General features: G+C 36.9%; 26 protein-coding genes. 3 read left to right on the forward strand and 23 right to left on the reverse strand.

Annotation, left to right across the window (positions count from 1 at the left end; genetic code table 11):
- Nucleotides 1–4: 4 nt before the first annotated feature.
- Complete coding sequence (gene hisG / locus L6W14_RS18770) at nt 5–640, reverse strand: ATP phosphoribosyltransferase (protein WP_048390844.1); 636 nt, start codon at nt 638–640, stop codon at nt 5–7.
- On the reverse strand, nt 633–1,805 hold the full coding sequence (locus L6W14_RS18775) for an ATP phosphoribosyltransferase regulatory subunit (RefSeq protein ID WP_131521129.1): 1,173 nt from the start codon (nt 1,803–1,805) through the stop codon (nt 633–635). Before L6W14_RS18775 ends, hisG begins: the two co-directional genes overlap by 8 nt.
- Before the next feature lie 524 nt (nt 1,806–2,329).
- Here L6W14_RS18775 and L6W14_RS18780 point away from each other — a divergent pair.
- Nucleotides 2,330–2,533 carry a hypothetical protein gene (locus L6W14_RS18780; RefSeq protein ID WP_237898672.1) on the forward strand — a complete coding sequence of 68 codons (204 nt, stop codon included), beginning with the start codon at nt 2,330–2,332 and terminating at the stop codon, nt 2,531–2,533.
- A gap of 92 nt (nt 2,534–2,625) precedes the next feature.
- Here L6W14_RS18780 and L6W14_RS18785 read toward each other — a convergent pair whose 3' ends face one another.
- The 15 genes from L6W14_RS18785 to L6W14_RS18855 all read right to left on the reverse strand — a co-directional run bounded on the left by L6W14_RS18785 (nt 2,626) and on the right by L6W14_RS18855 (nt 17,044).
- The gene (locus L6W14_RS18785; RefSeq protein WP_237898674.1) at nt 2,626–3,168 is read right to left on the reverse strand and encodes an acyltransferase; all 543 of its coding nucleotides are present in this window, start codon (nt 3,166–3,168) and stop codon (nt 2,626–2,628) included.
- A gap of 5 nt (nt 3,169–3,173) precedes the next feature.
- Nucleotides 3,174–3,815: a pyrophosphatase PpaX gene (ppaX, locus tag L6W14_RS18790; RefSeq protein WP_237898675.1), complete on the reverse strand. Its 642-nt coding sequence runs from the start codon at nt 3,813–3,815 to the stop codon at nt 3,174–3,176.
- 13 nt (nt 3,816–3,828) lie between these two features.
- A complete protein-coding gene (lgt, locus tag L6W14_RS18795; RefSeq protein WP_131521125.1) occupies nt 3,829–4,650 on the reverse strand; it encodes a prolipoprotein diacylglyceryl transferase in 822 nt (273 codons plus the stop codon).
- A 43-nt stretch (nt 4,651–4,693) separates the two neighbouring features.
- Nucleotides 4,694–5,629: an HPr(Ser) kinase/phosphatase gene (gene hprK, locus L6W14_RS18800; protein ID WP_131521124.1), complete on the reverse strand. Its 936-nt coding sequence runs from the start codon at nt 5,627–5,629 to the stop codon at nt 4,694–4,696.
- 142 nt (nt 5,630–5,771) lie between these two features.
- Nucleotides 5,772–6,095 (reverse strand): cytochrome c551, encoded by a 324-nt coding sequence (gene cccB / locus L6W14_RS18805; RefSeq protein ID WP_048390832.1) that lies wholly within the window; start codon nt 6,093–6,095, stop codon nt 5,772–5,774.
- Between the two features lie 48 nt (nt 6,096–6,143).
- Entirely contained in the window at nt 6,144–6,986 is an 843-nt protein-coding gene (locus L6W14_RS18810; protein ID WP_004227970.1) for a YitT family protein, read from the reverse strand.
- A 164-nt stretch (nt 6,987–7,150) separates the two neighbouring features.
- Nucleotides 7,151–8,380: an EAL and HDOD domain-containing protein gene (locus tag L6W14_RS18815; RefSeq protein ID WP_131521238.1), complete on the reverse strand. Its 1,230-nt coding sequence runs from the start codon at nt 8,378–8,380 to the stop codon at nt 7,151–7,153.
- Nucleotides 8,381–8,544: 164 nt separating this feature from the next.
- Nucleotides 8,545–9,192 carry a VTT domain-containing protein gene (locus L6W14_RS18820; RefSeq protein WP_004227966.1) on the reverse strand — a complete coding sequence of 216 codons (648 nt, stop codon included), beginning with the start codon at nt 9,190–9,192 and terminating at the stop codon, nt 8,545–8,547.
- A gap of 249 nt (nt 9,193–9,441) precedes the next feature.
- Entirely contained in the window at nt 9,442–10,989 is a 1,548-nt protein-coding gene (locus tag L6W14_RS18825; protein ID WP_048390826.1) for a fatty acid--CoA ligase family protein, read from the reverse strand.
- Between the two features lie 142 nt (nt 10,990–11,131).
- A complete protein-coding gene (locus tag L6W14_RS18830) occupies nt 11,132–13,066 on the reverse strand; it encodes an FtsX-like permease family protein (protein ID WP_131521122.1) in 1,935 nt (644 codons plus the stop codon).
- Nucleotides 13,038–13,814 (reverse strand): ABC transporter ATP-binding protein, encoded by a 777-nt coding sequence (locus tag L6W14_RS18835; RefSeq protein ID WP_004230460.1) that lies wholly within the window; start codon nt 13,812–13,814, stop codon nt 13,038–13,040. Before L6W14_RS18835 ends, L6W14_RS18830 begins: the two co-directional genes overlap by 29 nt.
- Before the next feature lie 12 nt (nt 13,815–13,826).
- On the reverse strand, nt 13,827–14,252 hold the full coding sequence (locus L6W14_RS18840; RefSeq protein WP_131521121.1) for a hypothetical protein: 426 nt from the start codon (nt 14,250–14,252) through the stop codon (nt 13,827–13,829).
- Between the two features lie 11 nt (nt 14,253–14,263).
- A complete protein-coding gene (locus L6W14_RS18845) occupies nt 14,264–15,247 on the reverse strand; it encodes a sensor histidine kinase (protein ID WP_237898676.1) in 984 nt (327 codons plus the stop codon).
- Entirely contained in the window at nt 15,247–15,951 is a 705-nt protein-coding gene (locus L6W14_RS18850; protein WP_004230457.1) for a response regulator transcription factor, read from the reverse strand. The genes L6W14_RS18845 and L6W14_RS18850 overlap by 1 nt, the downstream gene beginning before the upstream one ends.
- Before the next feature lie 100 nt (nt 15,952–16,051).
- Nucleotides 16,052–17,044, reverse strand: a complete 993-nt coding sequence (locus L6W14_RS18855) for a lipoate--protein ligase (RefSeq protein WP_131521119.1) — start codon at nt 17,042–17,044, stop codon at nt 16,052–16,054.
- A 144-nt stretch (nt 17,045–17,188) separates the two neighbouring features.
- On the opposite strand from L6W14_RS18855, the gene yhfH reads away from it, so the two are divergent.
- Nucleotides 17,189–17,314, forward strand: coding sequence for a protein YhfH (gene yhfH / locus L6W14_RS18860; RefSeq protein WP_004230455.1), 126 nt, complete (start codon nt 17,189–17,191; stop codon nt 17,312–17,314).
- Nucleotides 17,315–17,711: 397 nt separating this feature from the next.
- On the opposite strand, the gene L6W14_RS18865 is transcribed toward yhfH, so the two are convergent.
- The 6 genes from L6W14_RS18865 to L6W14_RS18890 form a co-directional block, all read right to left on the reverse strand.
- Nucleotides 17,712–19,901, reverse strand: coding sequence for a YhgE/Pip domain-containing protein (locus L6W14_RS18865; protein WP_237898677.1), 2,190 nt, complete (start codon nt 19,899–19,901; stop codon nt 17,712–17,714).
- 133 nt (nt 19,902–20,034) lie between these two features.
- Complete coding sequence (locus tag L6W14_RS18870; RefSeq protein ID WP_009373269.1) at nt 20,035–20,607, reverse strand: TetR/AcrR family transcriptional regulator; 573 nt, start codon at nt 20,605–20,607, stop codon at nt 20,035–20,037.
- Nucleotides 20,608–20,728: 121 nt separating this feature from the next.
- Nucleotides 20,729–21,253 (reverse strand): FixH family protein, encoded by a 525-nt coding sequence (locus L6W14_RS18875; protein WP_131521117.1) that lies wholly within the window; start codon nt 21,251–21,253, stop codon nt 20,729–20,731.
- A gap of 3 nt (nt 21,254–21,256) precedes the next feature.
- Nucleotides 21,257–22,645, reverse strand: a complete 1,389-nt coding sequence (locus L6W14_RS18880; protein WP_131521116.1) for a sensor histidine kinase — start codon at nt 22,643–22,645, stop codon at nt 21,257–21,259.
- The gene (locus tag L6W14_RS18885; protein ID WP_131521115.1) at nt 22,642–23,325 is read right to left on the reverse strand and encodes a response regulator transcription factor; all 684 of its coding nucleotides are present in this window, start codon (nt 23,323–23,325) and stop codon (nt 22,642–22,644) included. Before L6W14_RS18885 ends, L6W14_RS18880 begins: the two co-directional genes overlap by 4 nt.
- Nucleotides 23,325–24,293 (reverse strand): YncE family protein, encoded by a 969-nt coding sequence (locus L6W14_RS18890; protein WP_227744938.1) that lies wholly within the window; start codon nt 24,291–24,293, stop codon nt 23,325–23,327. Before L6W14_RS18890 ends, L6W14_RS18885 begins: the two co-directional genes overlap by 1 nt.
- A 183-nt stretch (nt 24,294–24,476) precedes the next feature.
- On the opposite strand from L6W14_RS18890, the gene L6W14_RS18895 reads away from it, so the two are divergent.
- Nucleotides 24,477–25,562 carry a glycosyltransferase family 2 protein gene (locus tag L6W14_RS18895; RefSeq protein ID WP_131521113.1) on the forward strand — a complete coding sequence of 362 codons (1,086 nt, stop codon included), beginning with the start codon at nt 24,477–24,479 and terminating at the stop codon, nt 25,560–25,562.
- Nucleotides 25,563–25,718 lie beyond the last annotated feature (156 nt).

Consider the following 25,718-nt stretch of genomic DNA (forward strand, 5'->3'; position numbering starts at 1 on the left):
ATGATTACTTTTTCTGCTCATTCACACATTTCTTTAATCGCCTCACAAGATCAATAATACGCTCACCTTTCATACGATAACTTACCGGGTTTGCAATTAATCGCGAAGAGACAGCAGTAATAAATTCATATTCTACTAAGCCGTTCTCTTTTAATGTACGACCTGTAGAAACAATATCGACAATTCGATCAGCTAAGCCAATCATTGGTGCTAATTCAATAGAGCCGTTGAGCTCGATGATTTCCACTTGCTCTCCAATGCCTTTGTAGTACTTCATGGCAATATTCGGATATTTCGTAGCAATTCTAGGTGCAATCTCATTCATGGAGGTGTTTGGTAGGCCTGCAGAAGCGATATAGCAATTACTAATTTTCAAATCAAGTAATTCGTGCACCTCTCGCTGTTGCTCTAACAGAACATCCTTTCCAGCAATACCAATATCAGCAACACCATGTTCAACATAGACAGGAACATCCATTGGCTTCGATAAAATAAAGCGAATCTTTTCCTCTGGTATTTCAATCATTAATTTACGTGACATTTCTACTTCTTCTGGTAAATTAAAACCTGCCTCTAACAACATTTGATATGCCTCTTCAAAGATTCTTCCTTTGGGCATTGCAATCGTTAATTCATTCACCGCCAACTTCCTCCTGTCCAACTACCACCACTTCTGTAAAGTATGCTAAAAAGGCCGCCTCATCGACTAGACTACTACGTAACTGCAAAGTAGCTAATTTTCCTGCTGCTCGTAAATTTTTAACCTTTAGTAAAGCTTCCTCAAATTGTTCTTCTTCAAAAAGAACAACTGTTGCTTCCTGTCGTTTCACTGACTGCCCATCTAATGTTTCTAATAAACGATCCACACGAATACTAAATCCTGTAGCACCAACCTTTGAACCAAAAACTTCTAACAAGCCATCATAACGACCACCATTTCCTAATAAAAAGCCACTTCCCACAGCAAATACTTCAAATAGCATACCCGTGTAATAACTCATATGACTCGAGAGTGTGAAATCGAAAGCTACATAATCAGCTAAATCAGCCATTTCAAGTAGTTGAGCAAGTTGTTGCATATATTCTAACGCATCATTTTTGCGGACATATTTTTCAATATCTCGTATATCTCTGACATTCATGGCTTCTTCAATAAATTGTAAGAGGGCATCGGATTTAGCTTTAGGCAGATCAAATGACTCTACTGCTTCTTCAAACCCTACGTAATTTCGTTGGACAAGCAATGTTCTAAGCGTTGTTTGCTGTTCGATACTCTCTGTGTAATCTTGTAAAATGCAATTTAATATACCAGCATGTCCAATTGTGATTTTAAACTCTTCCAATTTAAAGTGCTTTAATAGCTCCATTGCCGTTACAATAACTTCTGCATCGGCAAAAACGGATTGATCACCTATTAACTCAATTCCCATTTGATCAAACTCAGCAGGCCTGCCTCCCTCTGCTTCCTGAGCCCGAAAAACGCTTGCAAAATAGGCAAGACGTAGTGGGATCATTTCCTTTAATAGTTTCGATGTAGCTACTCGAGCAATCGGTGTAGTCATGTCAGGTCGCAGCACTAACGTATTTCCTTGGCTATCCACTAGCTTAAATAAATGAGCATCAGCAATCGCTGAAGCCTTCCCTACTGTATCGAAATACTCCACCGCAGGCGTTTTAATAAACTCATAACCCCTTTTATATAAAAAGTCTCTGCCCGCATGTCTAACTGCTTCAACTTTCTCATAGATTTGCGGGAATGTATCGCGCATTCCAAGTGGCTTTTCAAACATTTTTATCGACGACATATGGACACTTCCTCACATTTCACTTTAATTCACTAGAGTATTAGAGAATTAGATTATGAAAGAATTTTAACTTATTTCATTAAGACAGTCAACGATATCCTTATTAATTATCGAAATCTTTAAATACTTATTATTCTGTTAATTATACACATTGAATTGCAAAGACTTCCAAAAAAGCATCACTATGAGAATATGTCCAAATTGTGACTAACCAAATTTTAATCACTTTAAGTATTCGCTAAAAATTGATAATGATTCTCTCTTAACAAATCATTGATAAAAATAAAGAGTTTTCAATAGAGTATTCTCAATATCGAAACCCAATAATTATATCTATATAATTATTTTTACCCAATCGCTTAAAATGATTCTCAATCTCATTATCATCAACAATACTTTTATATCAATACATTTATTGATTATTACTCTCATTCTATTTTACTTTTTACATTTCAAAAAACTCAATATAGAATAGCATTAATAACAAAAAGAACCATATACATTACACATTGGAGGGATTTATTATGGCATGTCCATTCATACAAATTAGTGAGCAAATGATCGTTAGTATTTGTAAAGGCGAATTTTATCCTGGTGACAAGGTAACACTTCATACAAATGAAGACATTGATGGGACTGCAATTAAATCAACTTTTGTTGAAACAACTTGCTTAGGTGATCATAACACTTGTGAATTCAAATCAGATTATGACGCAGCTCTTGCTTAAACAGTAAAAGCTACTCCAAAAGCTAGTGTTTTTGGGAGTAGCTTTTTATGCAAAAAACTCACGAAGTATATCTCTATACTACGTGAGTTTTATTATTTCTTTGGTGTACACCACTCTACAGCCTCATTACGTTTGCGCGCTGCCATTTGTTCAGCAGTATATATTATTCGCATTGGATTACCCCCTGCTAAACAGCCTGCTGGCACATCCTTATGTACAAGAGTGGCAGCTGAAACAATGGCACCATCACCAATTGTTACACCTGGTAAAATAGTTGTATTTGCCCCTATCATTACTTCTTTTCCGATATGAACATCACCTAAGCGATATTCCTCTATTAAATATTCATGCGCTAAAATGGTTGTATTAAAACCAATCACAGTATTGTCTCCAATGAAAATACGTTCAGGAAACATGGTATCTGGCATGACCATTAAGGCTAATGACGTTTGCTTACCAATAGTCATGTTTAAAAAAGTACGATATAGCCAGTTTTTCACACGTAAAAATGGTGTGAAGCGTCCAATTTGAATGACAATGAAACACTTCATCACCTTCCAAAAGGACACCGTGTCATAGATATTCCAAAGTGAATTGGCTCCTTCGACACGGTAACGTTCGGTTTTACGCGCCATCTACCTTACCTCTCTTTCACAATATCAAATAAATCTGACATATGCTGCAACATATATTCTGGTTGATACTGCTGTAAGTAAGCCTCTCCCTTAATTGCCCAAGCAACACCCGCTGCTCTTACACCAGCACGATGTCCAGCTTCAATATCGTGCGAATTATCACCAATCATAATCGCATAGTCTTTTTCTATCCCTAATCGTTCCAACGCAAGCAATACTGGCTCTGGATCAGGCTTCACATTGTTCACATCATCTGTACCAATACGCACATCAAATAGCTGCGTTGCACCAAGAATAGCAAGTCCACGATCGATGGTCTCATTACGTTTCGTCGAAACAATAGCCAATTTTATACCTTGAGCTTTTAACTGCTCTAGAGTTGACACAACATCAGGATATTGGCTGACTAGGTCATCATGGTGTGCGATATTCCAAGCGCGATACATCTCTATCAAATCGTCTTCTTCACCTGGTGCAATGTCATTAAATGTCTGTTTCAATGATGGACCAATGAATTTCAGGCAATCTTTTGGCGAATATTGCCCGGGAAATCGCTCATTTAATACATGCATAAATGTTTGAATGATTAAATCATTTGTATTTAGTAAAGTCCCATCGAAATCAAATAGTAGTGCCTTTACAGCCATCTTTTACAACCCCTTATTTATTTTCCAAGTATTTTACGGCTGGTTTCACCTTTATTCTACGATAAATAATTGCACCTAGACCAACTACAATACCAATAATGGAAACAACCTGTGCTGAACGTAAATCTCCCACTAAGTAAAGGCTATCTGTACGCATTCCTTCGATATAGAAACGACCAATTGAATACCAAATTAAATAGCTAAAGAATATTTCTCCACGATGTAAGTTCACTTTACGCAAAGCTAATAAAATAACAAGCCCAATCAGGTTCCAAATCGATTCATATAAAAAAGTGGGATGAACATATGAACCTAATTCTTCAATATACATTTGATTAATAATCCAATCTGGTAGCATTAGGTTTTCTAAAAATGCTTTCGATACCTCGCCACCATAAGCCTCTTGGTTCATAAAGTTGCCCCATCGACCAATAATCTGCCCGATTAAAATACTAGGTGCTGCAATATCTGCTACTCGTAAAAAGCTTACATTTTTTATACGAGTATATATGTAAGCTGTGACAAATGCCCCGATGAGTGCACCATGGATGGCAATACCACCATTCCATATCTCTATGATTTTGCCTGGATTTTCGCTATAGTAATCCCATCGCATTGACACATAGTAAATACGTGCACAGATAATGGATATAGGAACTGCCCATAATAATAAATCTGCAAGAAAGTCTTCAGGCAAACCTCGTTTAACGGCCTCTCTTTGCCCAACAATATAGGCTAAAATGATTCCCGACACAATTAGCAATCCATACCAACGAACTGGAATTGGTCCTAAATGAAAGGCAATCGGGTCAATTTGCAATAGTAATAAATCCATCTTCTACTCCTCTCAATATGTCATAAACAATGTTGTTCGCTTTTTAATCGTCTAACACATCATTTGATGTAATCACTTCATCTAAACGTCTTGAAAATTCCTCTGCCGCATTGACGCCCATTTTCTTTAAACGATAGTTCATCGCTGCCACTTCAATAATAACGGAGACATTGCGTCCTGGTCTTACTGGAATTGTTAGTTTTGTTAGTTCCGTATCAATTATTTTCATTTTTTCTTCTTCTAAGCCCAATCGATCATAAACTTTTTGTGGATCCCATATTTCGAGCTCAATGATGAGGGTAATACGTTTATAGGGGCGTACTGCACTTGCACCAAAGAGTGTCATAATGTCAATAATGCCGATGCCTCGTATTTCCAATAAGTGCTCTAACAAAGGTGGAGGGCTTCCAATTAATAGGTTTTCTGATTCTTGACGAATTTCAACACAATCATCAGCAACTAAACGATGGCCCTTTTTTACAAGCTCAAGTGCTGTTTCACTTTTACCTACGCCGCTTTTGCCGATTATAAGCACACCAATGCCATACACATCGACAAGTACACCATGTGCTGCTGTCATTGGAGCTAAGCGCCCCTCTAAGTAGTTCGTCAATCTACTCGAAAATTTGGTTGTTGTCATATGTGTTTTAAACACAGGTACATGCTTTTCGTTTGAGGCCTGAATAAGCTCCTCTGGTACTTCTAAATCTCTAGAAATAATAATAGCAGGTGTATCCTGTGAACAAAGTAAACGCATACGCTCAAGCTTAACATCCGCTGGGAGCATTTCAAAAAAGGAAAGTTCAGTCTTGCCAAGCAATTGGACTCGATTTGCTGGATAGTGAGTAAAGTATCCTGCCATCTCAAGCCCTGGTCTTGAGATATCACTTGTCACAATTGTCCTGCCTATTCCTTCTTCACCAGCTAATAACTCTAATTTAAATTTCTCCATAACATCTCTTGTTAATACTACGACCAATGAAAAAGCCTCCAATCAATGGATAAGGTTCATCTTATTTTAGCATGTCTATGTGTAAAAGAAATGTATTTACTCTCAATACAGCGTTTACTTGCACTAAAAAAACTAGCGGCTCTCCAGCCCGCTAGTTTTTAAAAAGCAATTATTTTTGAGTTGCTAACCATTTAGCAACAGCTTCAGCATCTGCACCTTTTACTAATCCTGCAGGCATGCCGTTTTTACCATTATTTATAATATCTAAAATTTCTGATTCAGACAAACGTGAACCTACATCATTTAATGCTGGACCATTTGCACCTTGTAGCTCGCCACCATGACAAGTAACACAAGATTTCATCGCTATTGCTTCGCCATCTGGCTCTGTAGCAGTCTCATTACCATTATTTGATGCAGTTTTATCTCCGCCGCCACATGCAGCTAAGAAGATTGCTGATCCGAACACTAATGTTAACATTGCTTTTTTCATTAGTACCCCTCCTCATAATAAATACCTTACGCCGCCATTATACCAAAATTATGCACGTTTGAAACCTTCTCCTAATACCTCATATGCATCAGAAACGATAACAAACGCTGATGGGTCAACGCTTTTAATGAGTTGTTTCAGCTTTGTGAATTCTGTTTGATAAACAACAACCATCAGAACTGGTCGTGCTTCTCCTGTATACCCTCCAATTGCTGGTAACTTCGTTACACCACGATTAATTTCAGCATAAATGGCTTCCCTTACCTCATCTTGTTTCAATGTAATGATATAGACCATTTTAGACTGACTAAAACCTAGCTGAATAATATCAATCGTTTTTGTGGTAACATAAAGTCCAATCAGAGCATACAAACCTTTTTCTAAGTCAAAAACAATTGCTGCACTAATTGCGATAACGCCATCTATTAACAGCACACTTGTTCCAAGCGACAATCCTGTAAACTTCGTAATGATTTGCGCCAGTAAATCAGTGCCACCAGTTGAAGCATTCCCCTTAAAGACCAGTCCTATTCCTAGGCCAACAACAATTCCACCAAAAAGAGCACCCAATAAAGGATTATCAGTCCAGGGCTCCCAGCTATTCGTTAATAAGACGATAAAAGGTAATGTAATTGTCCCAATAAAGGATTTTATTCCAAATTTTTTGCCCAACAATAAAACACCAGCAATAAAAAGCGGAATGTTAAATGCATACTGAACAATTCCCGGATTCCAACCAAATAAACCATGCAAAATCGTACTTATTCCACTTACCCCACCTGAAGCGACTTGATTTGGTAATAAAAAGACATTAAAACCAATAGCAATTATTGCCGCTCCTACAATGACATACACATACTCCACAATGCTATCTCTCACATCATGTTTCATTTCCCCACGCCCACTTCAACTATCAGAATTTTTTAAAGACGAGATGATTATAGCAAATACTTTTAGCATTGAGAACTTCATCATGATGAAGGGATACTAGATTGAGGAAGGTATAAAATAAGCTATCTTACAGTATTCAATAAGATAGCTTTTGTTGATTTGGTTTAAAATGATTTTTCTGCCCATTCGATGGCTTCATAATATAAAAGATCAATGTCAACTAACTGAATATTCAACTGTACAGCTAGCTCTTCTAATCGTAGCCAATCAAGTTTACTTAACGCAATACTAAACTCCAAATATGGGGTCATTTCCGTTTCAAAGCCTAAAATGGTATTCGTAATCGCCTCTGAGAATGGTAGCTGCTGTAAAATAACATTCATCGGTCTTTGAAGTAATGTATCAATTAGAGAAAACATGCCGACTAAAAAATATTCTGAGAAATTCTTTTTATAAGCAAGCTTAGCTAGTTTTTCACAAACCTTAGCTCGGAATAAAGACGTGCACATCACTTCTTTAAAAAGATCAGAATCAGCATCAATATCAATTTCACGCATGGCCAATAAATAAATCCATTTTCGTAAATTGGATACGCCCAATAACACAATCGCTTGCTTGATGGAGCGCACTTTAGATTTAGAACGTTTAGATGAGTTATTAATCATTTGCAATAATTTGTATGTCAATGAAATATCACGTTCAATATTTTCCGCTAACAAATGAATATTTGGTTCTTCCTCTTTTAATAAAGAGATAATGTGAATATATTGAATCGCATTTGCTGGAATGTCTGTTGCTCGTATTATTTGCGGTTGTTCAAAAAAATAACCCTGAAATAACACATAGCCTGAGGATTTAGCGACTTCAAATTGATGACGCGTCTCTACTTTTTCAGCGAGCAATTGAATATGTGGAAATTTCTCCTTAACTTTATTTTCGATTTCCATTCTTTTTACAATGGAAGATGCTAAAAAATCCACCTTAATATAATCAATTTGTTCAAATAATTCATCATAAACTTCCACTTGATCATCCATCATAAAATCATCCAAGGCAATTTGAAACCCATGTTTTTTTAGCTCAATTACACGCTCCACTAATTGAGCGGTAAGTGGAACATCCTCTAATATCTCAATCACTACCTGTGAGGGATTTAAAAATTCATGGATAGAGCTCATCAATAAGTTTTCAGTAAAATTAACAAAACCAGGTTTACCTTTCGTTACCTCTTCAAAACCAATTGAAAGAAATGAGTTCACAAGTACATCAATCGTTGCTGCATCTGAATCGACCAGTGGAAAGGCATTTACATTTTTGCTACGGTATAACAATTCATATGCAATGACTTGCTCATGAAGATTAAATATAGGCTGTCTGCCAATGAATACTTCCATTCCATTGCCCCCCATTTCTCCATTTTCTAGTAATTTATAGTATAACATTTTTTACGACCTGATGCTTATACTTCAAGCTAACTTAACAGGCCAACTTGGCTTTTTCAGCCAATAAAAAGGAAAGGACAGTCCCTGTGATAATAATCACTTAAGGACTGTCCATATTATTTACCTACTTTGGATTTTATTGCACCAATCACTGCAGGCACAACAGATATAATGATAATCAAAATTAGTACAACTGAGAAGTTATCTTTAATAATTGGAATATTCCCAAAGAAGTAACCTAATAATGTACAACTGAATACCCATAAAATTGCACCAAAAATATTATAAAATAAGAAATAACTATATTTCATTTTACTTGCACCCGCCACAAACGGGATAAATGTACGAATAAATGGCATGAAACGTGCGATTACGATCGTTTTCCCACCATGTGTATTAAAGAATTTTTCAGCTGCTTCCATACGCTCTTTTTTAACAACTCTACCGAGGAGGCTCTTTGGCGGAATAGATGTCCCTACCTTATGTCCAATATGATAGTTCATCGTATCTCCCAAAATAGCTGCAGCTAAAAATACAGGGATTAAAATCCACATATCGAATGCGCCCATTGCCGCAGCTAATGTTCCACTTGCAAATAACAAGGAATCACCAGGTAAGAATGGGAAAATAACAACTCCTGTTTCTACAAAAACAATCGCAAATAAAATAAGATAGCTCCAATTGCCAAAATCACGAATAATTTCTTCTAAATGCACATCGATATGCACAATAAAACTTATTAACTCCTTAATGAGTTCTAACATGTTTTTGTATGCTCTCTTTCAATAGTATTTTTACCTAAAAGCTTTGACGTGGCTTCACCTCAAAGGGTTCCAGTTTTGTACGTCTTTTTACATTACTTCCTCACTATATGACAAGCTCTTGAAAAGTATGTAGAAGATTTCACAAGTTTGATTTTATCACTTACAGTCATCTACTCTCAACTGATTTTACTATTATACGAATAATGTACAAAAAAAGAGCTACCATTTTTCAATAGTAGCTTTTCTCGTTTAAACTTTTTCTTTTAATGAACGTCTTAATATTTTTCCTGTTGTGTTTTTTGGTAGTTCATCCAGTATTTCAATTACTTTCGGAACCTTATACTTCACCATATGTTTAGCACAATAGGATAGTAGATCATCTGTTGTAGTAGCAGCTACTTCTTTCAGCACAACATAGGCATGTACTGCTTCCCCTAAGTTAGGGTCTGGGAAGCCTACCACTGCTGCTTCTACAATATTATTATGGGCAAACAGCACTTCCTCCACTTCACGAGGATAAACATTAAAGCCCCCTACAATAATCATATCCTTTTTACGATCGACAATGTAAAAATACCCTTCTTCATCTACCTTTGCTAAATCTCCTGTATAGAGCCAGCCGTCACGAATCGCCATCGCCGTTTCTTCAGGCATTTTATAGTATCCCTTCATCACGTTTGGACCACGTACAATTAGCTCTCCAACTTCGCCCACAGGTACTTCCTGACCATTAACATCGACAACTCTATTCTCGACATTACTAATGGATGTTCCAATAGAACCAGCTTTACGATCACGATCTAATGGGTTAAAACATGTAACTGGTGAAGCTTCGGATAAGCCATAGCCCTCTGACACACGCACATTAAATTTCTGTTCGAAATTATGTAATAGCGCAACAGGCAAGGAGGCACCACCTGAAATAGCTAAGCGAATTGTTGAGAAATCCTCTGGATTGCCTTCAGGTAATTGGTACAAGAAATTATACATAGTAGGAACACCAGCAAATACCGTTGCTTTTTGCTCTCGTGCTAAAGCGAAAATTTCGCTAGGGCTAAAGCGTGGGGCAAGTAAAACTGTTGCTCCACTTAATAAAGGCGCATTCACCACTACCGTTAAGGCAAATACATGGAAAACAGGTAGTGTCGCAATAACACGGTCCTCTGCATTAATGCCTAAATAATGCGCAACATCACGTGCATTTGAGTACACATTGCCATGTGTCAGCATAGCTCCCTTTGGACTACCTGTAGTTCCTGAAGTATATAAAATAATAGCATTGTCATCCTCTGCAACTTCAACAGGTTGTAAAGATTGAGTGGTTTTGGCGATTACATGTGTAAATAAATGTGTTTTTTCTTGTGCTTGTGGTGATAAAGCTGCCACTTTTTCTGCTATATCTGGTGTGGTTTCACAAACTATAAATGTTTTTACCTGTGGAAATGCTTGTACACCTTTTTCAACCAATGGTAGCAACATATCTAGAGCAATGACTGCTTTTACATCTCCATTATGCAAAATGTAAGAAATTTCATCCGGTGTATAGATTGGATTAACAGGTATTGCTGTTGCCCCTAAGCGCATTGTTGCATAGAGAGCGATTAAGTAGTGTGGCGTGTTGCCGAGTAAAAACGCCACATGATCCCCTTTTTCAACGCCTAAATCTTGTAATCCCTTTGCAAAGCGGCCAACTGTATGCTCAAATTCCCCGTAAGTCGTATCTTTCCCCATAAAATGATACGCCACTTTTTCAGGTTGTTCTGCTGCCTGTTGACGAACACGTGAAACTAAATTCAATTACACCATCCCCTTATCGTATAAAATGAATCGTTATTCAGTAATATTATATAAGAAATATATCTAAAAAACAATGAAACTTTTTATCTCATGTCATAAATTACGTTAAATAATTCATTTTTTTCTCCTTTAAACCATTACCTCATGAGCGAATATGGGAGATATAGCGCCATCGAATTAAATAAAAATAAACCACTTGTATTAATACAAAAAAGCCAAAAGCAAAGAATACTTCTTTTACAATCGATATATTCGCGATGTCCCTTAAAATACCTTGAACCATTAGAAAAGCAAAGGCACTATGCATCATCGCAACACCCCAAGGTAAGAAGAATTGGGGAAACAAATGGCGATTAACTAGCTTTTTTAACTCCGTATCTGTTAAACCCATACGTTTTAATACATCAAATTTACGCTTTTCACGTTCGAGGGATGTATGCAATTTAAAATAGATAAAGCTTCCAGCCGCAAGTAAAAATACAGTGGCTACTAAAACACCCACTAATGTAAATAATGAGTAGGTAGCTAGTATATAAGAATAATTTAATCCTGCATTTTCAAAGTAAAAAGGGCTAAACTTATCCTTTTTAATAAAATATAAATTGGATTCTAGATAATCGATATCCTTACCGATTTCCTTCGTTTCCATCCATTGGGGAATAACAAATGTGAACAGATGATAGCTTGGTTGAATAATGTCTTGCTCGGAAATTGGATGAATAAGCTTTGCGAAATCTTCATCACTAATGACAATCGAATTGACACTGACAATAGAGCCTGGAAACACTATTTTTGGATAGACACTATCAATAGTGAGCGGTATATTATTTTCTTCTAAAACAGTATGCACAACTCGATCTTTTAATTTTTTTAGGGAATCCTCCGAATAAGGAATAAATACTGCCTCACCTGCTTCCAGATTCAGTAATGGATAACTGTAGGAAGAAAGCAGAACATTCATATCGGACTCTCGAAAAACCTCCACTTCATTTCGAGTGAAAGAGGAGGTTTGCTTCACAACAATAAAACGGGATAGCTGATAAGATAAACCTTTCTCCTCTAATTGCAACCTTAAAGAATTGATATGCTCCCGTTCATATGGATTATCGACATCCCCTTTATAAACCAGCCCTAGTGGATTTAATCGATCATATTGCGTTGTATAGGAGGACATCGTTGCTAAAACACCAACAGATAAAAATGCAAGCGTCGATACCATCGTCACAACGAAAAACATTTTCACGTTATCCATCATTATATGCGTTTGTTCTGCTAGCGATAGTAGACGGTAGCGTTGCCAATGATATTTGCGTTTCCCACGTGCTAAATCTAAAAAACAAGGCACAGAATCACTGAAAAAATAATAGGTGCCAAATGTTGCGGAAAATGGTATTAACAGCGTTAGCCCGATTAGTGATGTATGTCCGACAACAAACGCGAGAATATACGTCGTTACAATTAAAGCAATACCATAGAAAGCTCGTATTTTGGAATACGTTGTTAAGCTATTTAAATAATCACTGCCTTTTATAAGATCTCGTAATTTTCTCTCTCGTGTAAAATACACACTAATAAAGGAAATGACGAAAAATGCACTTGTGAAAACACCAATCGTTAATAAAAATGGCTCCCATGAAATATAGAGTGGTAAATCTTCTAAATGTAAAATTTCCCGAACAATCATAAAAAAGAATTTTGAAAAGGAGAAACCAAAGACAATCCCTACAATAATGGAGCCTGTTCCAATAATCATTGTCTCTAAAAAGACAAGTTTATTCATCTGACGTTTTTCCATTCCCAAGTGCAATAAAATAGCAAATTCATGTGATCTGGCCTCTAAAAAGGCACTCATGGAATAATATAAAAAGAATAATGTAAACAGGACGAGAACAATTTCAGCCCCCACCATCCCAATGAGAGACATCTCCCCTAATATCCCACGTTCAATATCAGGGTGAAACATCAGCATGGAATAGATAAAAAATACAGCCACAGAAAAAAAGCTTGCCATGAAGAAGGCGCCATATATCCGGCTGTTCCGCACGACATTACGGTAAGCGAATTGTCGAAAGGTCACCTACTTGCCCTCCTCCTAGTAAGCTTAAAACATTTAAAATACGTTGGAAAAACATCTGACGGCGGTCATCTCGATAAATTTCATTAAAAAATTCACCATCTTTAATGAATAACACTCGATCACAATAGCTTGCTGCAATTGGATCATGCGTGACCATCACGATTGTCGTTTGTTTATCCTGATTCACCTTTGTCAATAGTTCAAGCACATCACGTGAAGAATTTGAATCTAAATTACCTGTAGGTTCGTCCGCTAAAATGAGACTAGGATTATGAATAAGCGCACGACCAATTGCTGTTCTTTGTGCCTGTCCCCCAGATATTTCATTTGGACGTTTATGAAGGAAGGAAGTTAAATCTAGCTTTTCTACAATACTTGCCAGACGCTCCTCCATTACCTCTAGCGGCTGTTGATCTAACGTTAAGGGCAACACAATATTTTCCTCGACGGTCAGCATATGCAAAAGATTGAAATCCTGAAACACAAAGCCAAGCTGTCTTCTTCTAAAATAGGCAAGCTCTGTTGCATTCAATTTATGTGGATTCATTCCATCTAAAATAATTTCCCCACTAGTTGGTTCATCGATGGTCGAAATAATATTCAGTAATGTCGTTTTACCGCTTCCTGAGGGGCCCATAACAGCTAAAAACTCGCCTTCTTCCACGTCAAAGCTCAATTGATTTAATGCACGATGTGTTACTTTACCTTCGTACACTTTAGTCACATCTTTAATTTGTAAAATAGGCATACTTCATTCACCTTATTTCTTCATTAATTCTAAGGATTGAGGTAAAAGCCACTGTAAAACGACCTCAAAACCAATATGAAAATGAGGCTCTGTTAAAGCCAGTATTGACTCTTCCTCTACTAAACTAAAGCAATGCTCCCCAATAATCACATCCCAAGCATCCATTTCTCCCTCTACAATTTCCCCACATACAGTATAATATCCACTATACATAATCTGTTGACCGTCTACAGGAAAAGCATTCAATAATGTTGGTTGCTGTAAGTTTAACCCAAGGCTCTTTGAAAAATGCAGTAGTTCTTCATCTAACTTTTCATGTGCCAGGATAAAATTTTGATAGGCTAATGGATCTCCCGCTTGCAGATGTGTCATATAAAGCGCATTTGTTTTCTCCTTATCAATCGTTAGTTTCCAATTTTCTATACGTACCTCTACCATCCTAATGCCCCCTAATTTGTAAATGTTACTGTCACAATCGTCCCTTTTCCTACCTCTGATGTAATAGCCAGCTCATGGCCTAGCTTTTCACAGATTTCTTTGGCTAAATAAAGGCCCATTCCAGTTGATTCCCCTGTTTTCCGCCCATTTTCACCAGTAAAAAAGGCTTTCGTAACACGTGAAAGATCGGAAGCTGGAATCCCAATACCCTCATCACAAATCGCAAGTTGTACATAGTCATCCTTTTCAATGGCAGAAATAACAATTTTTTTATTGGCTTCAAACGTGTATTTCACTGCATTGGTGATAAATTGTCCAAGAATGAAACGAAGCCATTTTGAATCACTGGCAACAATTAGATCGTCCTCAATATGAATTTCCGGAAAAACTCTTTTCGTAATAAATAAACGTTTATTTTCATTAACAGTTGCAGTTACAATACCTTTTAGTGCAACTCGCTCTACTTGCATATCATCCTCAAAATTTTCTAGGCGTGCATTAACAAGTACCATGTCCAATCCTCTTCGCAAGCGATCGATTTCCTCCTGAACATTCTTTTTATCAAGAGGTCGGTCATCTTGTAATAATAATTCAATCACTGAAATAGGTGTTTTCATTTGATGGACCCACTGGTTCATAAATTGATCATGCCTTTTTTGACTTGCATATAAAGCATGCAGCTCATGTTGATAAAGTCGATACAATTCATGCATATACTTCTCGGTTTGCATAGCTTCTGGCGTTTTTGCGTTTTTTTGTAGCACATCCTCCATTGCTGTTGGAAGCTGAGTTATCTTCAATAAGTAGCGTTGCCGCATTAAATAGCGAACAAGTAAAAAGGATGCTAATAGCACAAGGCTAATACAAAAGGAATAAATAGCCGTATCAATATTTCGAAAACCGTCTAGTCCATAGATAACCATGATGAAGCCAACTAATAAAAGCTGGAACACAATAAATGATGCATAATCACGTAAAAAAAGCTTCCAGCCCACTATAGCTCACCTGCACTTAAAATGAATCGATAGCCTGCACCACGTACCGTTTCGATTGTTGACGATATATGATAATCCGCTAACTTTTTTCGAACTCTGGTCATATTCACATTCAAAGTGTTTTCATCGACAAATGCTTGATCGTCCCAAAGTTCCTCTAACAACTGCTCACGTGAAACTACTTTTGGTGCATTGCCCATCAGTAGCTCTAAGATGATACATTCTTTTTTCTGAAGTGGAATTTCTAAATCATTTTTATGTAGCTCCATTCTTTCTAAATGAAGTACAAGCTGTCCTTGCTTGATTGTCCGTTCTTCTTGCCTTGCTGCATATTCACCATATGTACGGCGTAGATGACTACGGATTTTAGCCAACACAATTTCGTAGTTAAAAGGCTTGGTAATAAAATCGTCGCCCCCATTTTCAAGTGCAAAGATTTGGTCCATTTCTCCTGAGCGTGCAGAAATGAAAATTATCGGACATGTTGTATGCTGACGTAGCTGGCGACACCAATAATAGCCATCGTAAGCGGGTAAATTTATATCAAGCAGCACCATATGTGGATTAAATGCTGTAAATTCTTCTATAAGATGATCAAATTCTTGAATTGTTGCAACTTCGTATTGATATTTTCTAAGCGTTTCCGCTAGTAATGATGCAATCTTGACATCATCTTCAACTATGAATATTCGATGCTTTTCCATATCAACACTCCTTTCTTTCTATATTGTATCAAAAAAAGGTTCGACGACATAATTGTCAGCGAACCTTTAGGCTAAAACATTACATGAAACCGTATTTTCCTTAATAAATTAATTGTAAAAAGTCCTCAGTTGAAATGCCACCAAAATATGTAGGGATATCAATGTCTGCTAATGCCTTAGCAATAGCCGCTCTGTCATAGTTTGTCCCAACTAAGCGCTGTTCTATATCAGCCATATCACCGACGCCAAAGAAATCTCCAAAAATATGCGCTTCTTCCATCACACCATGATTTACTTCTAGGCGAATATCAATGCCTCCTGTTGGAAATCGATGTGTTTTTTGAATATTAAAGCGTGGTGATTTTCCAAAATTCCACTCCCATGTTTGATAGCGTTCCTCTGATAGCTTGTGGATATTTGCCCAATCATCTTCAGTTAGCTCATAATAACGAATATTTTCTTCCCCGCCAAAAATGGATTTCAAAATTTCAAGACGGAATTCCTCAACTGTCATTTGCTCTTTTAAAAACTCTGAAATGTTTGCTACTCGTGAGCGAATCGATTTAATACCTTTTGATTCGATTTTATCCTTTTTGACCTTTAAGGCAGAGACAACCGCATCAATTTCTGTATCAAACATCAATGTACCATGGCTGAACATACGTCCTTTTGTAGAGAACTGAGCATTTCCTGAAACTTTACGTCCCTCTGCTAGTATATCATTGCGTCCTGAGAGCTCTGCATTCACACCCATTTTTGCTAGAGCGTCAACGACTGGTTGCGTGAATTTTTTATAATTCATAAAGCTATCGCCATCATCATTTGTAATAAAGCTGAAGTTAAGATTGCCTAAATCATGATAAACAGCACCACCACCTGAAAGACGGCGCACAACAATAATGCCATTGTCCTCTACATAGTCTGTATTGATTTCTTCAATCGTATTTTGGTTTTTACCGATGATAATAGACGGTTGATTAATGTAGAAAAGGAGCACTGGCTCTTTCTCAACGTCCATTGTTTTTAACAAATACTCCTCAATAGCAAGATTAATGCGTGGATCATGGATCCCTTTATTATCAACGAAAATCATAGTTCACGTTTCCTCCTTCACAAAATATCCATATTTATTTTACCGTAAATTAGGCATTTTGTGTTGACGAAAAGCATCTGTTATAATACACTAGAAAATATCAAAACAGTAATAGTACAGATGAACTTAAAGGAGGAGTCCACAATGTTAGAAAACGTAGTTGAATTTTTCAAGAATTTACCTGCTAAGCAATGTACTGAGTGCGGTGAAAAAATGGAAGAACAAAGCGAATGCTACAGCAACACTTGTGAAAAATGTAACCACCTATAAGCATTTGCCTATTCTGATATAGTCATATACGTGCCCCACACGTAGCAATCATGACACCTTTCATCATATTTTGATGAACCCTTAATTAAATCTCTTACACTTACAAAAAACAACAGCTGATACGCTCATATCAGCTGTTGTTTTTATGTTTTTGAAAAAGACAATCACTAGCAGAGAAAGACCTTTTGGCAAGGAAAGGGGGATTTCCGTTCTGCCAGCGTCCAGAGGGAGCAGCTCGCCTACTTAAAAACAAATGGCCGCAATGGAATCATACTCTTTTTCATAAAATTTCTATAGATTGCTTTGTTTTTATTTATGTCATTTGAGGCTGAAGAATTATTACATAACCCCAATGAACAACAAAGCACTCACCGTACATTCGGTGAGTGCTTCATGATTAGTTCTCTTCAGCTACTTTAGAGTAACGTTTATTGTGCAGTAGCATGAAGTAGCCAAATGTGATTGCTAAGAATGCTACTAAGAAACCAGCTAGAACACCATAGTTTTGCATTAAGAATGTCGTATCACCAGTAGAAATACTTGATTTAAATGCTTGAACTGTATATGTCATCGGTAATAGCTTGTTAAATACTTGTAATGGTGAAGGTATTAATTCTAATGGGAATGTACCTGCACTTGTTGTTAATTGTAAAATTAGTACAACTATTGCCATGAAACGACCAGGGTCACCAAAGATCGAAACAAGCATTTGAATTAAGGCTAAAAATACATAGCTTGTTAATAAGGCTGTTAAAATAAAGTAGCTCATGTTATTCACTTCGAGTCCTAGACCCCATTTGACAATAACTACTGTTAGTAATGTTTGCACTAAACCTACGACTGCTAGTACAGTCACTTTACTTGTAAACCAAGATGCCCCGTTTTTAGGACGAATAGCAGGTTCAACAAGTGGGAACACAATTGAAATTAATAATGCTCCTACGAATAAACCTAGAGAAATAAAGTATGGTGCAAAACCTGTACCATAGTTAGGAACATGGTTTACAGACTCTTTTTCAACTTCAACTGGACTACCTACCATATCGTAAGTGTCTTGATTTGCTTTGACTTCATTTGCTTTTTCACTTGCCTCACCTAATTTGCCTGATAATGTAGACGTACCGTCAGCAAGTTCTGTAGAACCATCTGCAAGTGTTGCTGAACCTTGTGCTAGCTCACCAGATTTTGAAGCAAGGGTAGATGTCCCTTGATTTAATGTCGTTGTACCATTCGCTAATTCATTTAAACCAGATGCCAATGTTTTAGAGCCTGTTACAGCTGTATTCACACCTGCATTTAGTTCCCCTAATTTTGCAGCTAATGTAGCATTACCTGCTTGTAGACCTTTTGCACCTTCCAATAAAGCATTACTTTTAGCTGTTAATGCATTCGCACCAGCTAGCACTTCTGCTTGACCTGCTGCAATTTGAGTTGCACCAGAGCTTACTTGATTGGCACCAGCTTGTAATTTTTCTGTACCAGCTGATAAAGATGTTAAACCGTTATGCACACTAGCACTACCTGCCTGTAGTTCCGCTAATGTTTGTGTCAACGCTGCTGCTTGTTCTTCAGGCATTGAAGCCATCATCGTTTGTAATTGATTTGATAGGGCTGTAATACCTGCCTCTACTTTTGCAGATCCCGCTGTTAATTGGGTTGCTGCACCATTCAATGCACCGGCGTTCTCAGCAATAGATGCTGCACCTGTACTAATTTGCTGTTGTTTGTCGTTTAAAGTGGTTAAACCAGCTCCAACTTTTGCAACACCCTGTGTATATTGTGATAACCCCTGTTCAAGGCTCGTTGCTCCATTTGCAGCTTGCTGTGCACCCTGTTGTAATTGAACTGTACCATCTTGTAGTTTGACTAAACCACTAGATAAGTCATTCGCGCCTTTTGCCGCATCTCCCGCACCTTTTGTTAATTTATCAGTACCATTTGATAGTTCAACTGTGCTCGATGCTAGTTGCTCCAGATATCCTTTTAAATCTTTTGCACCATTCGCTACTTTTTGTGCACCCTCATCTAGCTTATTTGAGCCATCTGCTGCTTCTGTAAAGCCATCTCCAAGTGTTGCAATGGAATCAAATAATTTTTCTGCATACGTCGCTGATACTTGAGAATTTACTTCAGCGCGTACACGATCCATTGCTGTCTCACCAATCTGAGCACCAAGGAAGTTCAATCCCTCGTTTGGAATGTAGTTCATTACTAATTTTGATGGTTTGTCATCTAATAGTGTTGTTGCATGTTCAGAGAAATTTGTTGGAATTTCCAAAATCATATAATAATCACGACTATTTAAGCCTTTTTCAGCTTCATCTTTTGAAACTTCTATAAAGTTAAATTGCTCGCTATCTATCAATTTATCGACCAAGGTATCCCCTAAGTCTAATTTAACGCCATCCATCTCAGCACCAGTATCCTCATTAACAACTGCTACTGGAAGATTAGGAAGCCCCGCATACGGATCCCAAAACGCCCATAAAAACATACCCGCATACATTACTGGAATAAATAATACAGCAATGATTGAAACAAGCATTTTTCTTGTTTTAAAGATCTTTAGCCACTCAGCTTTAATCATATAATATCCTCACTCCTAAACTATTTGACCGAAAACGTCATTTGGTCATTTTCATTCAAAAAAAATAATCAACCTCGACAATATTGCAAAAAGAGTACTTGATTCGATACTTATACTGCTGTATTTTTTCGAATCAAGTTAGAATCAAACCTCGAAAGATAGTTTCCTTAAAAAGATTAAGAATCTTTTCTTCAGGGATTACATCACCATGTAACTCATGCCAATCGACAACAAAAGCAAGATATGCCTTCAGCAATAAGTAACTAACTAGCTCCGCATCACACTCTCTAATTTCACCTTTATTAATACGTCGTTGTATTAACTCTGCGACATACGATAAGATTTCAGTCTCGATACGTAGTAGCACCTGTTTAACTGCTGGTGTTCGTAATTCTTTTTCTTCCTCGATTAGCTTTGCAAATAAAAGATGTTTTTCTCGGAACTGTAGCATTTTCATTAAAGCATTATGCGCATTATCCATAAAGCTTGCTGATGCATCCAACACTGCATCTGCTTCCGCTTTCATCTCTCGTACAAGTGACATTGCGATCTCTTGAAATAAAATTTCTTTATTTGCAAAGAATGTATAAATCGTACCTTTACCTACATTGGCAATTTTCGCCACTTGCTCCATTGTTGTTGCCTTGTAGCCAAACAATGTAAAAGATTTTGCAGCTGCTTCAAGAATTTCCTGCCTACGATCCATTAGTAACATCCTTTCTAGTTAGGTTATGTACATCTCTCGTACACTTTAATAAAAATGACCAGAAAACCATTTCGGTCATCTGGTCATTATCATATTCCTATTTCAAAAAAATTGCAAGCCTTTAATGATGATTTTTTTCATCTTTTTTCTCTTCCTCATGATCCATATCATTTGAAGTGTCATTATTATGGTCCATCATGTTATTATCCATGCTGTTATTGGCTTTTTCATCCTCTGGGGCAACCTTTGTCATATCAGGGCTTCCAGCAATAATTTGTTGCTTTGGCATATTATGAACACCGTTAGCTGTTGTATGTGCATACATATAATACACACCATCATGATCAAAAGTAGTCGTTGCTTTATATACACCGTCTTGCTCTAATTTCCCATCAATCATTTGTCCTTCATCGCGTTTTCCTGATTCCCAAACTTCGAATTCTACTACAGCATCATCGACATTTTTTCCACCTTGTTCAACATGTGCTGCCAGCTCAATCGTTTCATTGAGTGCTACTTCTTTTGGTGTTAAAATTTCCACTTCTGGGATCTGTGGTACTTCTGGTTCTGGCAATGCCTCTTTTTTTTCTCCACATCCTACTAATAATGTAGGGACTGCAATTAGCGCAAATAACCACTTTTTCATCTTTTAATCCTCCATTAATGGCAACCGTATCTTTACGGATGTGCCTTTTTCAAAAACACTTTCAATTTCTAACGTTCCCTGTAACTGTTTTAATAACTGTTCAACAATCGATAAACCGAGTCCACTACCACCGTCTGCACGACTTCGAGCTTTGTTAACACGATAAAATCGTTCAGTGACATGGGTTAAATCCTCGGCAGGAATACCAATTCCATAATCCCTAATGGTAATTTGTGCACTACCAGCCTTTTCAGCAGCAACAATTTCCACCTTAGAATTTTCATGCGAGTAATTAATCGCATTTTCAATAATGTTAATAAAAATTTGTTTTAGTTTTACTTCATCCGCTTCAATAATTAGGGCATCATCTACATCTAAATATAAAGTTATGTTCTTTTTATTTGCTTGATGCGTTAAGATTTTTTGAACCTCTCGTAATGTTTCACCTAACGGAATTGGATATAAATCAATTTCGGTTTGTTCATTTTCTGTTCTTGCCAGCTGAAGTAATTCGTTTGTTAAGCGTTCCATGCGATTGGCCTCACGTACGATTAGCTGAATAGTTTCTTCTTTTTGGCCTTCTGTGATGATGCCATTTTGCATGGCTTCGCTATAGCCCTTTACATAGCTAATCGGTGTTCGTAATTCATGCGATACTGTTGCCAAGAATGTTTTTTGGGCTTCATCCTCTTGCTGAATGGCCTCTGCCATTTTATTAAAGGTACTAGATAATTTACCGATTTCATCCCGTGAATTGACAGGTACACGAGTCTCATAATTCCCATAGGACATCTGCTCCACTGCAAGCTGTAAATCGTTTAATGGTCGCATAATATGTCGAATCCCTTTATAAATTAAATAGCTAACAACTACTAAAAATATGAAGGCACTAATAAACAATAAAATAACGCCACTATTTGCCAATTCACTAATTTTGGCCAGTGGGAAATAAATATAAATAATACCTTCTAATCGATTTTGATCAACAAGTGGTACAACCACCGAAATAAGTTGTCGATCAAAACGAGGCTCGTACCCAATTTTTTGCACATACTTTCCTGCCAATAATTTTTGTCTTTCCTCAGGACCAATCAATGTCTCATAATCGATATCAAATGGAACACAGGCACTTAATTCACGAGGATTCCTTACCGCAAATATATTCAAGTTGGAATAATCATTAAATTCTTCAATATCTGCAATAAATTCATCCGTTACCTTGCCATTGTCATACATTGTCTGTAGCTTCAATCCAACTTCGACCATTGTATCTTCTGTATCTTGTACATATAAACGTTGATATAAAAAATTTGTGAGAACATACATAAAGACGACGGTAATAATTAAAAAGGCGAAAATTAACAACCAAATGCGCGTGGCAATTTTTTTCATTCGCCAGGATCAAAGCGGTAGCCCACACCCCAAACGGTTTGGATATGTGAAGCCGCATCCTTTCCAAGCTTTATTCGTAAAGTTTTAATATGTGTATCTACCGTGCGTGTTCCACCTACATAATCAATATCCCAAATGCGTTCTAATAATTGCTCTCTCGAATAGGCATTTCCTGGATTTTTCATAAATAAGTGTAAGAGTTCAAATTCCTTTAAAGTAAGTGGAATACTCTTTCCATCAACAGATACTTTTCGTGCTATTTCATCTATTTTAATAGAGCCAAAAATTACATACTTTTGCTGTAGTTCTGTAATATTTGCACCACTTCGTCTTAATACAGCATAAATTCTGGCTACGAGTTCATCATGTGTAAATGGCTTAACAATATAATCATCTCCGCCAAGTGTAAGACCTTTCACTTTATCCTCATTCGCATCACGTGCAGTTAAAAAAATAATCGGCACATTGGACATAGCCCGAATACTTTGACAAACAACAAAACCATCCTCATGTGGCATCATAACATCAAGTAAGACTAAATCTATATTTTCACGCACTATTACATCGTAAGCCTCAGTTCCACTAGCGGCAGTATATGTCTCTATATCAGAGTTATTGAGCATCATTTCAATTAAATTACGCATATCCTGCTCATCATCAACTATTAATACAGTTGTCATCATTGTTCCTCCCTTACTAACAGCTGAAAAGCACCTTTCCCTACATCAACTGTTTTTTCCTTCTGGCCATCTTTTATAAAATACAATGTATGATCATCATAGCCAGCGACAACAATATAATCTTTAAATTGATCCACTACAAATGGATTTGCCCCAACCTCTTGTTGCCATTTGATATGGCCATCAAAGTCAGCCACATATAACTCGTTGTGACCATGACTTACAACAAGAACAGCATCTTTGGTCTTTTTTAATCCTACTGGCATCAAAGGCATGTCAATCTCTCCATGCAGTTGACCTGTAGTCAAATCATATTTTTTAACAGAACTATTTGGCTTACTTCCTTCCCCATGACCGCCTACCCATAGCTCATGTGTTTCTTCTAGAACAGCTATTCCATGTGCAGATTTTTGAATCGGCCACTCTTGCTCAATTTTTAAATCCTTCATATTTAACACAGATAACTTTGTATCTTTAAAATTAATAACATATAGTTTATCCCTATACGATGTCATTGACATGGGATAATTGCCAAGTTGTTGTGAAGCTAGCTGATTGCCTTCTTGATCAAAGCTTGTCACTGTATTGGTTTTACTATTCGTGATAAAAAATTGCTTGATGTTGTCATCGTAGTATACATTGGTCGTACCAATCTCTACTTTTTTTGAATAGAGCTTTTCTCCAGTGGATATTGTATAGACGTCGATGTTATTTAATTGGTGTCCATATAATAAAACTTGGTCATTTCCTAATAGGATGGCCCCTGAATAAGCCTTATCAAATAACCATGTCGCAAGTATATTCCCATCCTCATCAATAAAATCTAATGATGGCTCTTGTATATTTAATGAAGCTATAAAACTTCGTTCCTTTTCAATGGGTTCATATGACTTTTCAGCGCAACCCGCTAACCATATAATTTGTAGTAACGAAAAAATGAAGAATGCCCATTTTTTCAACTTTATCACCTCTGCCCCTTTACTATACTTCACAATTGTGAAATTCGGGTGAAACTTGGAAGGTAAATTTATGACAAACCATGAAAATACATTTCACATATCAGGCGCGCAATTCTTCTAACAGTTCAATCATCCAACCAATATTTCCGTCCTTACATATATTACAAAGATAATGGTAAGGAGGAATAGAGTATGATATCCATTAGCTTATGTATGATTGTAAAAAATGAAGAAGATGTTATTGGTCGATGTCTTGACTCTGTCAAAGATATAGTAGACGAAATTAATATTGTTGATACGGGATCAACAGATAGTACAAAGCAAGTGGTTGCACAATATACAGACCGAATTTTTGATTTTACATGGATACATCACTTTGCAGCAGCACGAAACTTTTCGTTTCAACAAGCAACAAAAGAATACATCCTCTGGCTTGATGCTGACGATGTTTTTTTAGACGAAGACCGCCAAAAATTAAAGGCACTCAAAGCATCTCTTACTTCCGATATTGATGCTGTTTCTATGAATTATCATTTAAGTTTCGATCATGAGGGAAATGCAGATACCTTAATAAGAAGATATCGCCTTGTCAGGAGGGAAAAGCAATTTCAATGGATTGGTGCAGTTCATGAATATTTAGAAGTTTGTGGTATGTTGTTTGATAGTGATGTTGCTGTCAGCCATTTACCGTTAACCCATGATCACTCCCGCAATATTACGATTTATAGACAACTGATTGAAACGGGAGAAACACTATCACCACGTGATACATTTTATTTTGCTAATGAATTAGTAGATCATGGCCTGTTTGAGGAAGCTATTTATTATTATGAATTATTTTTAACGTCCAAATTAGGGTGGATTGAAGATAACATACGTGCCTGCTTAAAATTAGCTGATTGCTATTCCCATTTAAACGATAAAGGAAACAATTTCAGCGCTATACTACGAAGCTTTGAATACGATATCCCCCGACCAGAAGCCTGCTGTCGCCTAGGTTATCACTTTATGGAACAATCTAGAAATTACGAAGCTATATTTTGGTATGAGCAAGCTCTAGTGATTAAACAGAAGCCAAATGCGCCCTTTCAAAACAAAAGCTTTTCTACATGGCTACCCCACTTACAGCTCTGTGTTCTTTACGATCGCTTACAACAATATGAACTAGCCAATGCCCATAATGAATTAGCGGGCTCGTTTATTCCGAATGACCCAAAAATTCTACACAATAAAGAATATTTCAAGCGTATTTTAACAATCAATCAAAATGACTCTTAAAAAATATCAATCACCATCTAAAAAGTTTCGTCTTCTATTCATAGGATAAACATCCAATTATCTTAAATACAATTGCAACGAATCTATAAATAACTCTCTATTTACAAGTAATTAATAGTTATGTGTCTACCTCTCCTCTCCTTCCTCAGAATACGA

Origin of the sequence: Lysinibacillus sp. ACHW1.5, assembly GCF_022014815.1 — a bacterium.
Lineage (GTDB): Bacteria > Bacillota > Bacilli > Bacillales_A > Planococcaceae > Lysinibacillus > Lysinibacillus capsici.

What these genes read in the sequence shown, in the direction of transcription:
- L6W14_RS18870 (WP_009373269.1), bottom strand. Translation starts at nt 20,607, where the DNA reads ATGGATCGTAGGCAGGAAATTCTTGAAGCAGCTGCAAAATCTTTTACA.
- L6W14_RS18815 (WP_131521238.1), bottom strand. Translation starts at nt 8,380, where the DNA reads ATGGAAGTATTCATTGGCAGACAGCCTATATTTAATCTTCATGAGCAA.
- yhfH (WP_004230455.1), top strand. Translation starts at nt 17,189, where the DNA reads ATGTTAGAAAACGTAGTTGAATTTTTCAAGAATTTACCTGCTAAGCAA.
- L6W14_RS18780 (WP_237898672.1), top strand. Translation starts at nt 2,330, where the DNA reads ATGGCATGTCCATTCATACAAATTAGTGAGCAAATGATCGTTAGTATT.
- L6W14_RS18785 (WP_237898674.1), bottom strand. Translation starts at nt 3,168, where the DNA reads ATGGCGCGTAAAACCGAACGTTACCGTGTCGAAGGAGCCAATTCACTT.
- L6W14_RS18875 (WP_131521117.1), bottom strand. Translation starts at nt 21,253, where the DNA reads ATGAAAAAGTGGTTATTTGCGCTAATTGCAGTCCCTACATTATTAGTA.
- lgt (WP_131521125.1), bottom strand. Translation starts at nt 4,650, where the DNA reads ATGGATTTATTACTATTGCAAATTGACCCGATTGCCTTTCATTTAGGA.
- L6W14_RS18840 (WP_131521121.1), bottom strand. Translation starts at nt 14,252, where the DNA reads ATGGTAGAGGTACGTATAGAAAATTGGAAACTAACGATTGATAAGGAG.
- L6W14_RS18775 (WP_131521129.1), bottom strand. Translation starts at nt 1,805, where the DNA reads ATGTCGTCGATAAAAATGTTTGAAAAGCCACTTGGAATGCGCGATACA.
- L6W14_RS18855 (WP_131521119.1), bottom strand. Translation starts at nt 17,044, where the DNA reads ATGATTTTCGTTGATAATAAAGGGATCCATGATCCACGCATTAATCTT.
- L6W14_RS18880 (WP_131521116.1), bottom strand. Translation starts at nt 22,645, where the DNA reads ATGAAAAAAATTGCCACGCGCATTTGGTTGTTAATTTTCGCCTTTTTA.
- L6W14_RS18865 (WP_237898677.1), bottom strand. Translation starts at nt 19,901, where the DNA reads ATGATTAAAGCTGAGTGGCTAAAGATCTTTAAAACAAGAAAAATGCTT.
- L6W14_RS18820 (WP_004227966.1), bottom strand. Translation starts at nt 9,192, where the DNA reads ATGTTAGAACTCATTAAGGAGTTAATAAGTTTTATTGTGCATATCGAT.
- ppaX (WP_237898675.1), bottom strand. Translation starts at nt 3,815, where the DNA reads ATGGCTGTAAAGGCACTACTATTTGATTTCGATGGGACTTTACTAAAT.
- L6W14_RS18850 (WP_004230457.1), bottom strand. Translation starts at nt 15,951, where the DNA reads ATGGAAAAGCATCGAATATTCATAGTTGAAGATGATGTCAAGATTGCA.
- L6W14_RS18885 (WP_131521115.1), bottom strand. Translation starts at nt 23,325, where the DNA reads ATGACAACTGTATTAATAGTTGATGATGAGCAGGATATGCGTAATTTA.
- L6W14_RS18895 (WP_131521113.1), top strand. Translation starts at nt 24,477, where the DNA reads ATGATATCCATTAGCTTATGTATGATTGTAAAAAATGAAGAAGATGTT.
- cccB (WP_048390832.1), bottom strand. Translation starts at nt 6,095, where the DNA reads ATGAAAAAAGCAATGTTAACATTAGTGTTCGGATCAGCAATCTTCTTA.
- L6W14_RS18835 (WP_004230460.1), bottom strand. Translation starts at nt 13,814, where the DNA reads ATGCCTATTTTACAAATTAAAGATGTGACTAAAGTGTACGAAGGTAAA.
- L6W14_RS18810 (WP_004227970.1), bottom strand. Translation starts at nt 6,986, where the DNA reads ATGAAACATGATGTGAGAGATAGCATTGTGGAGTATGTGTATGTCATT.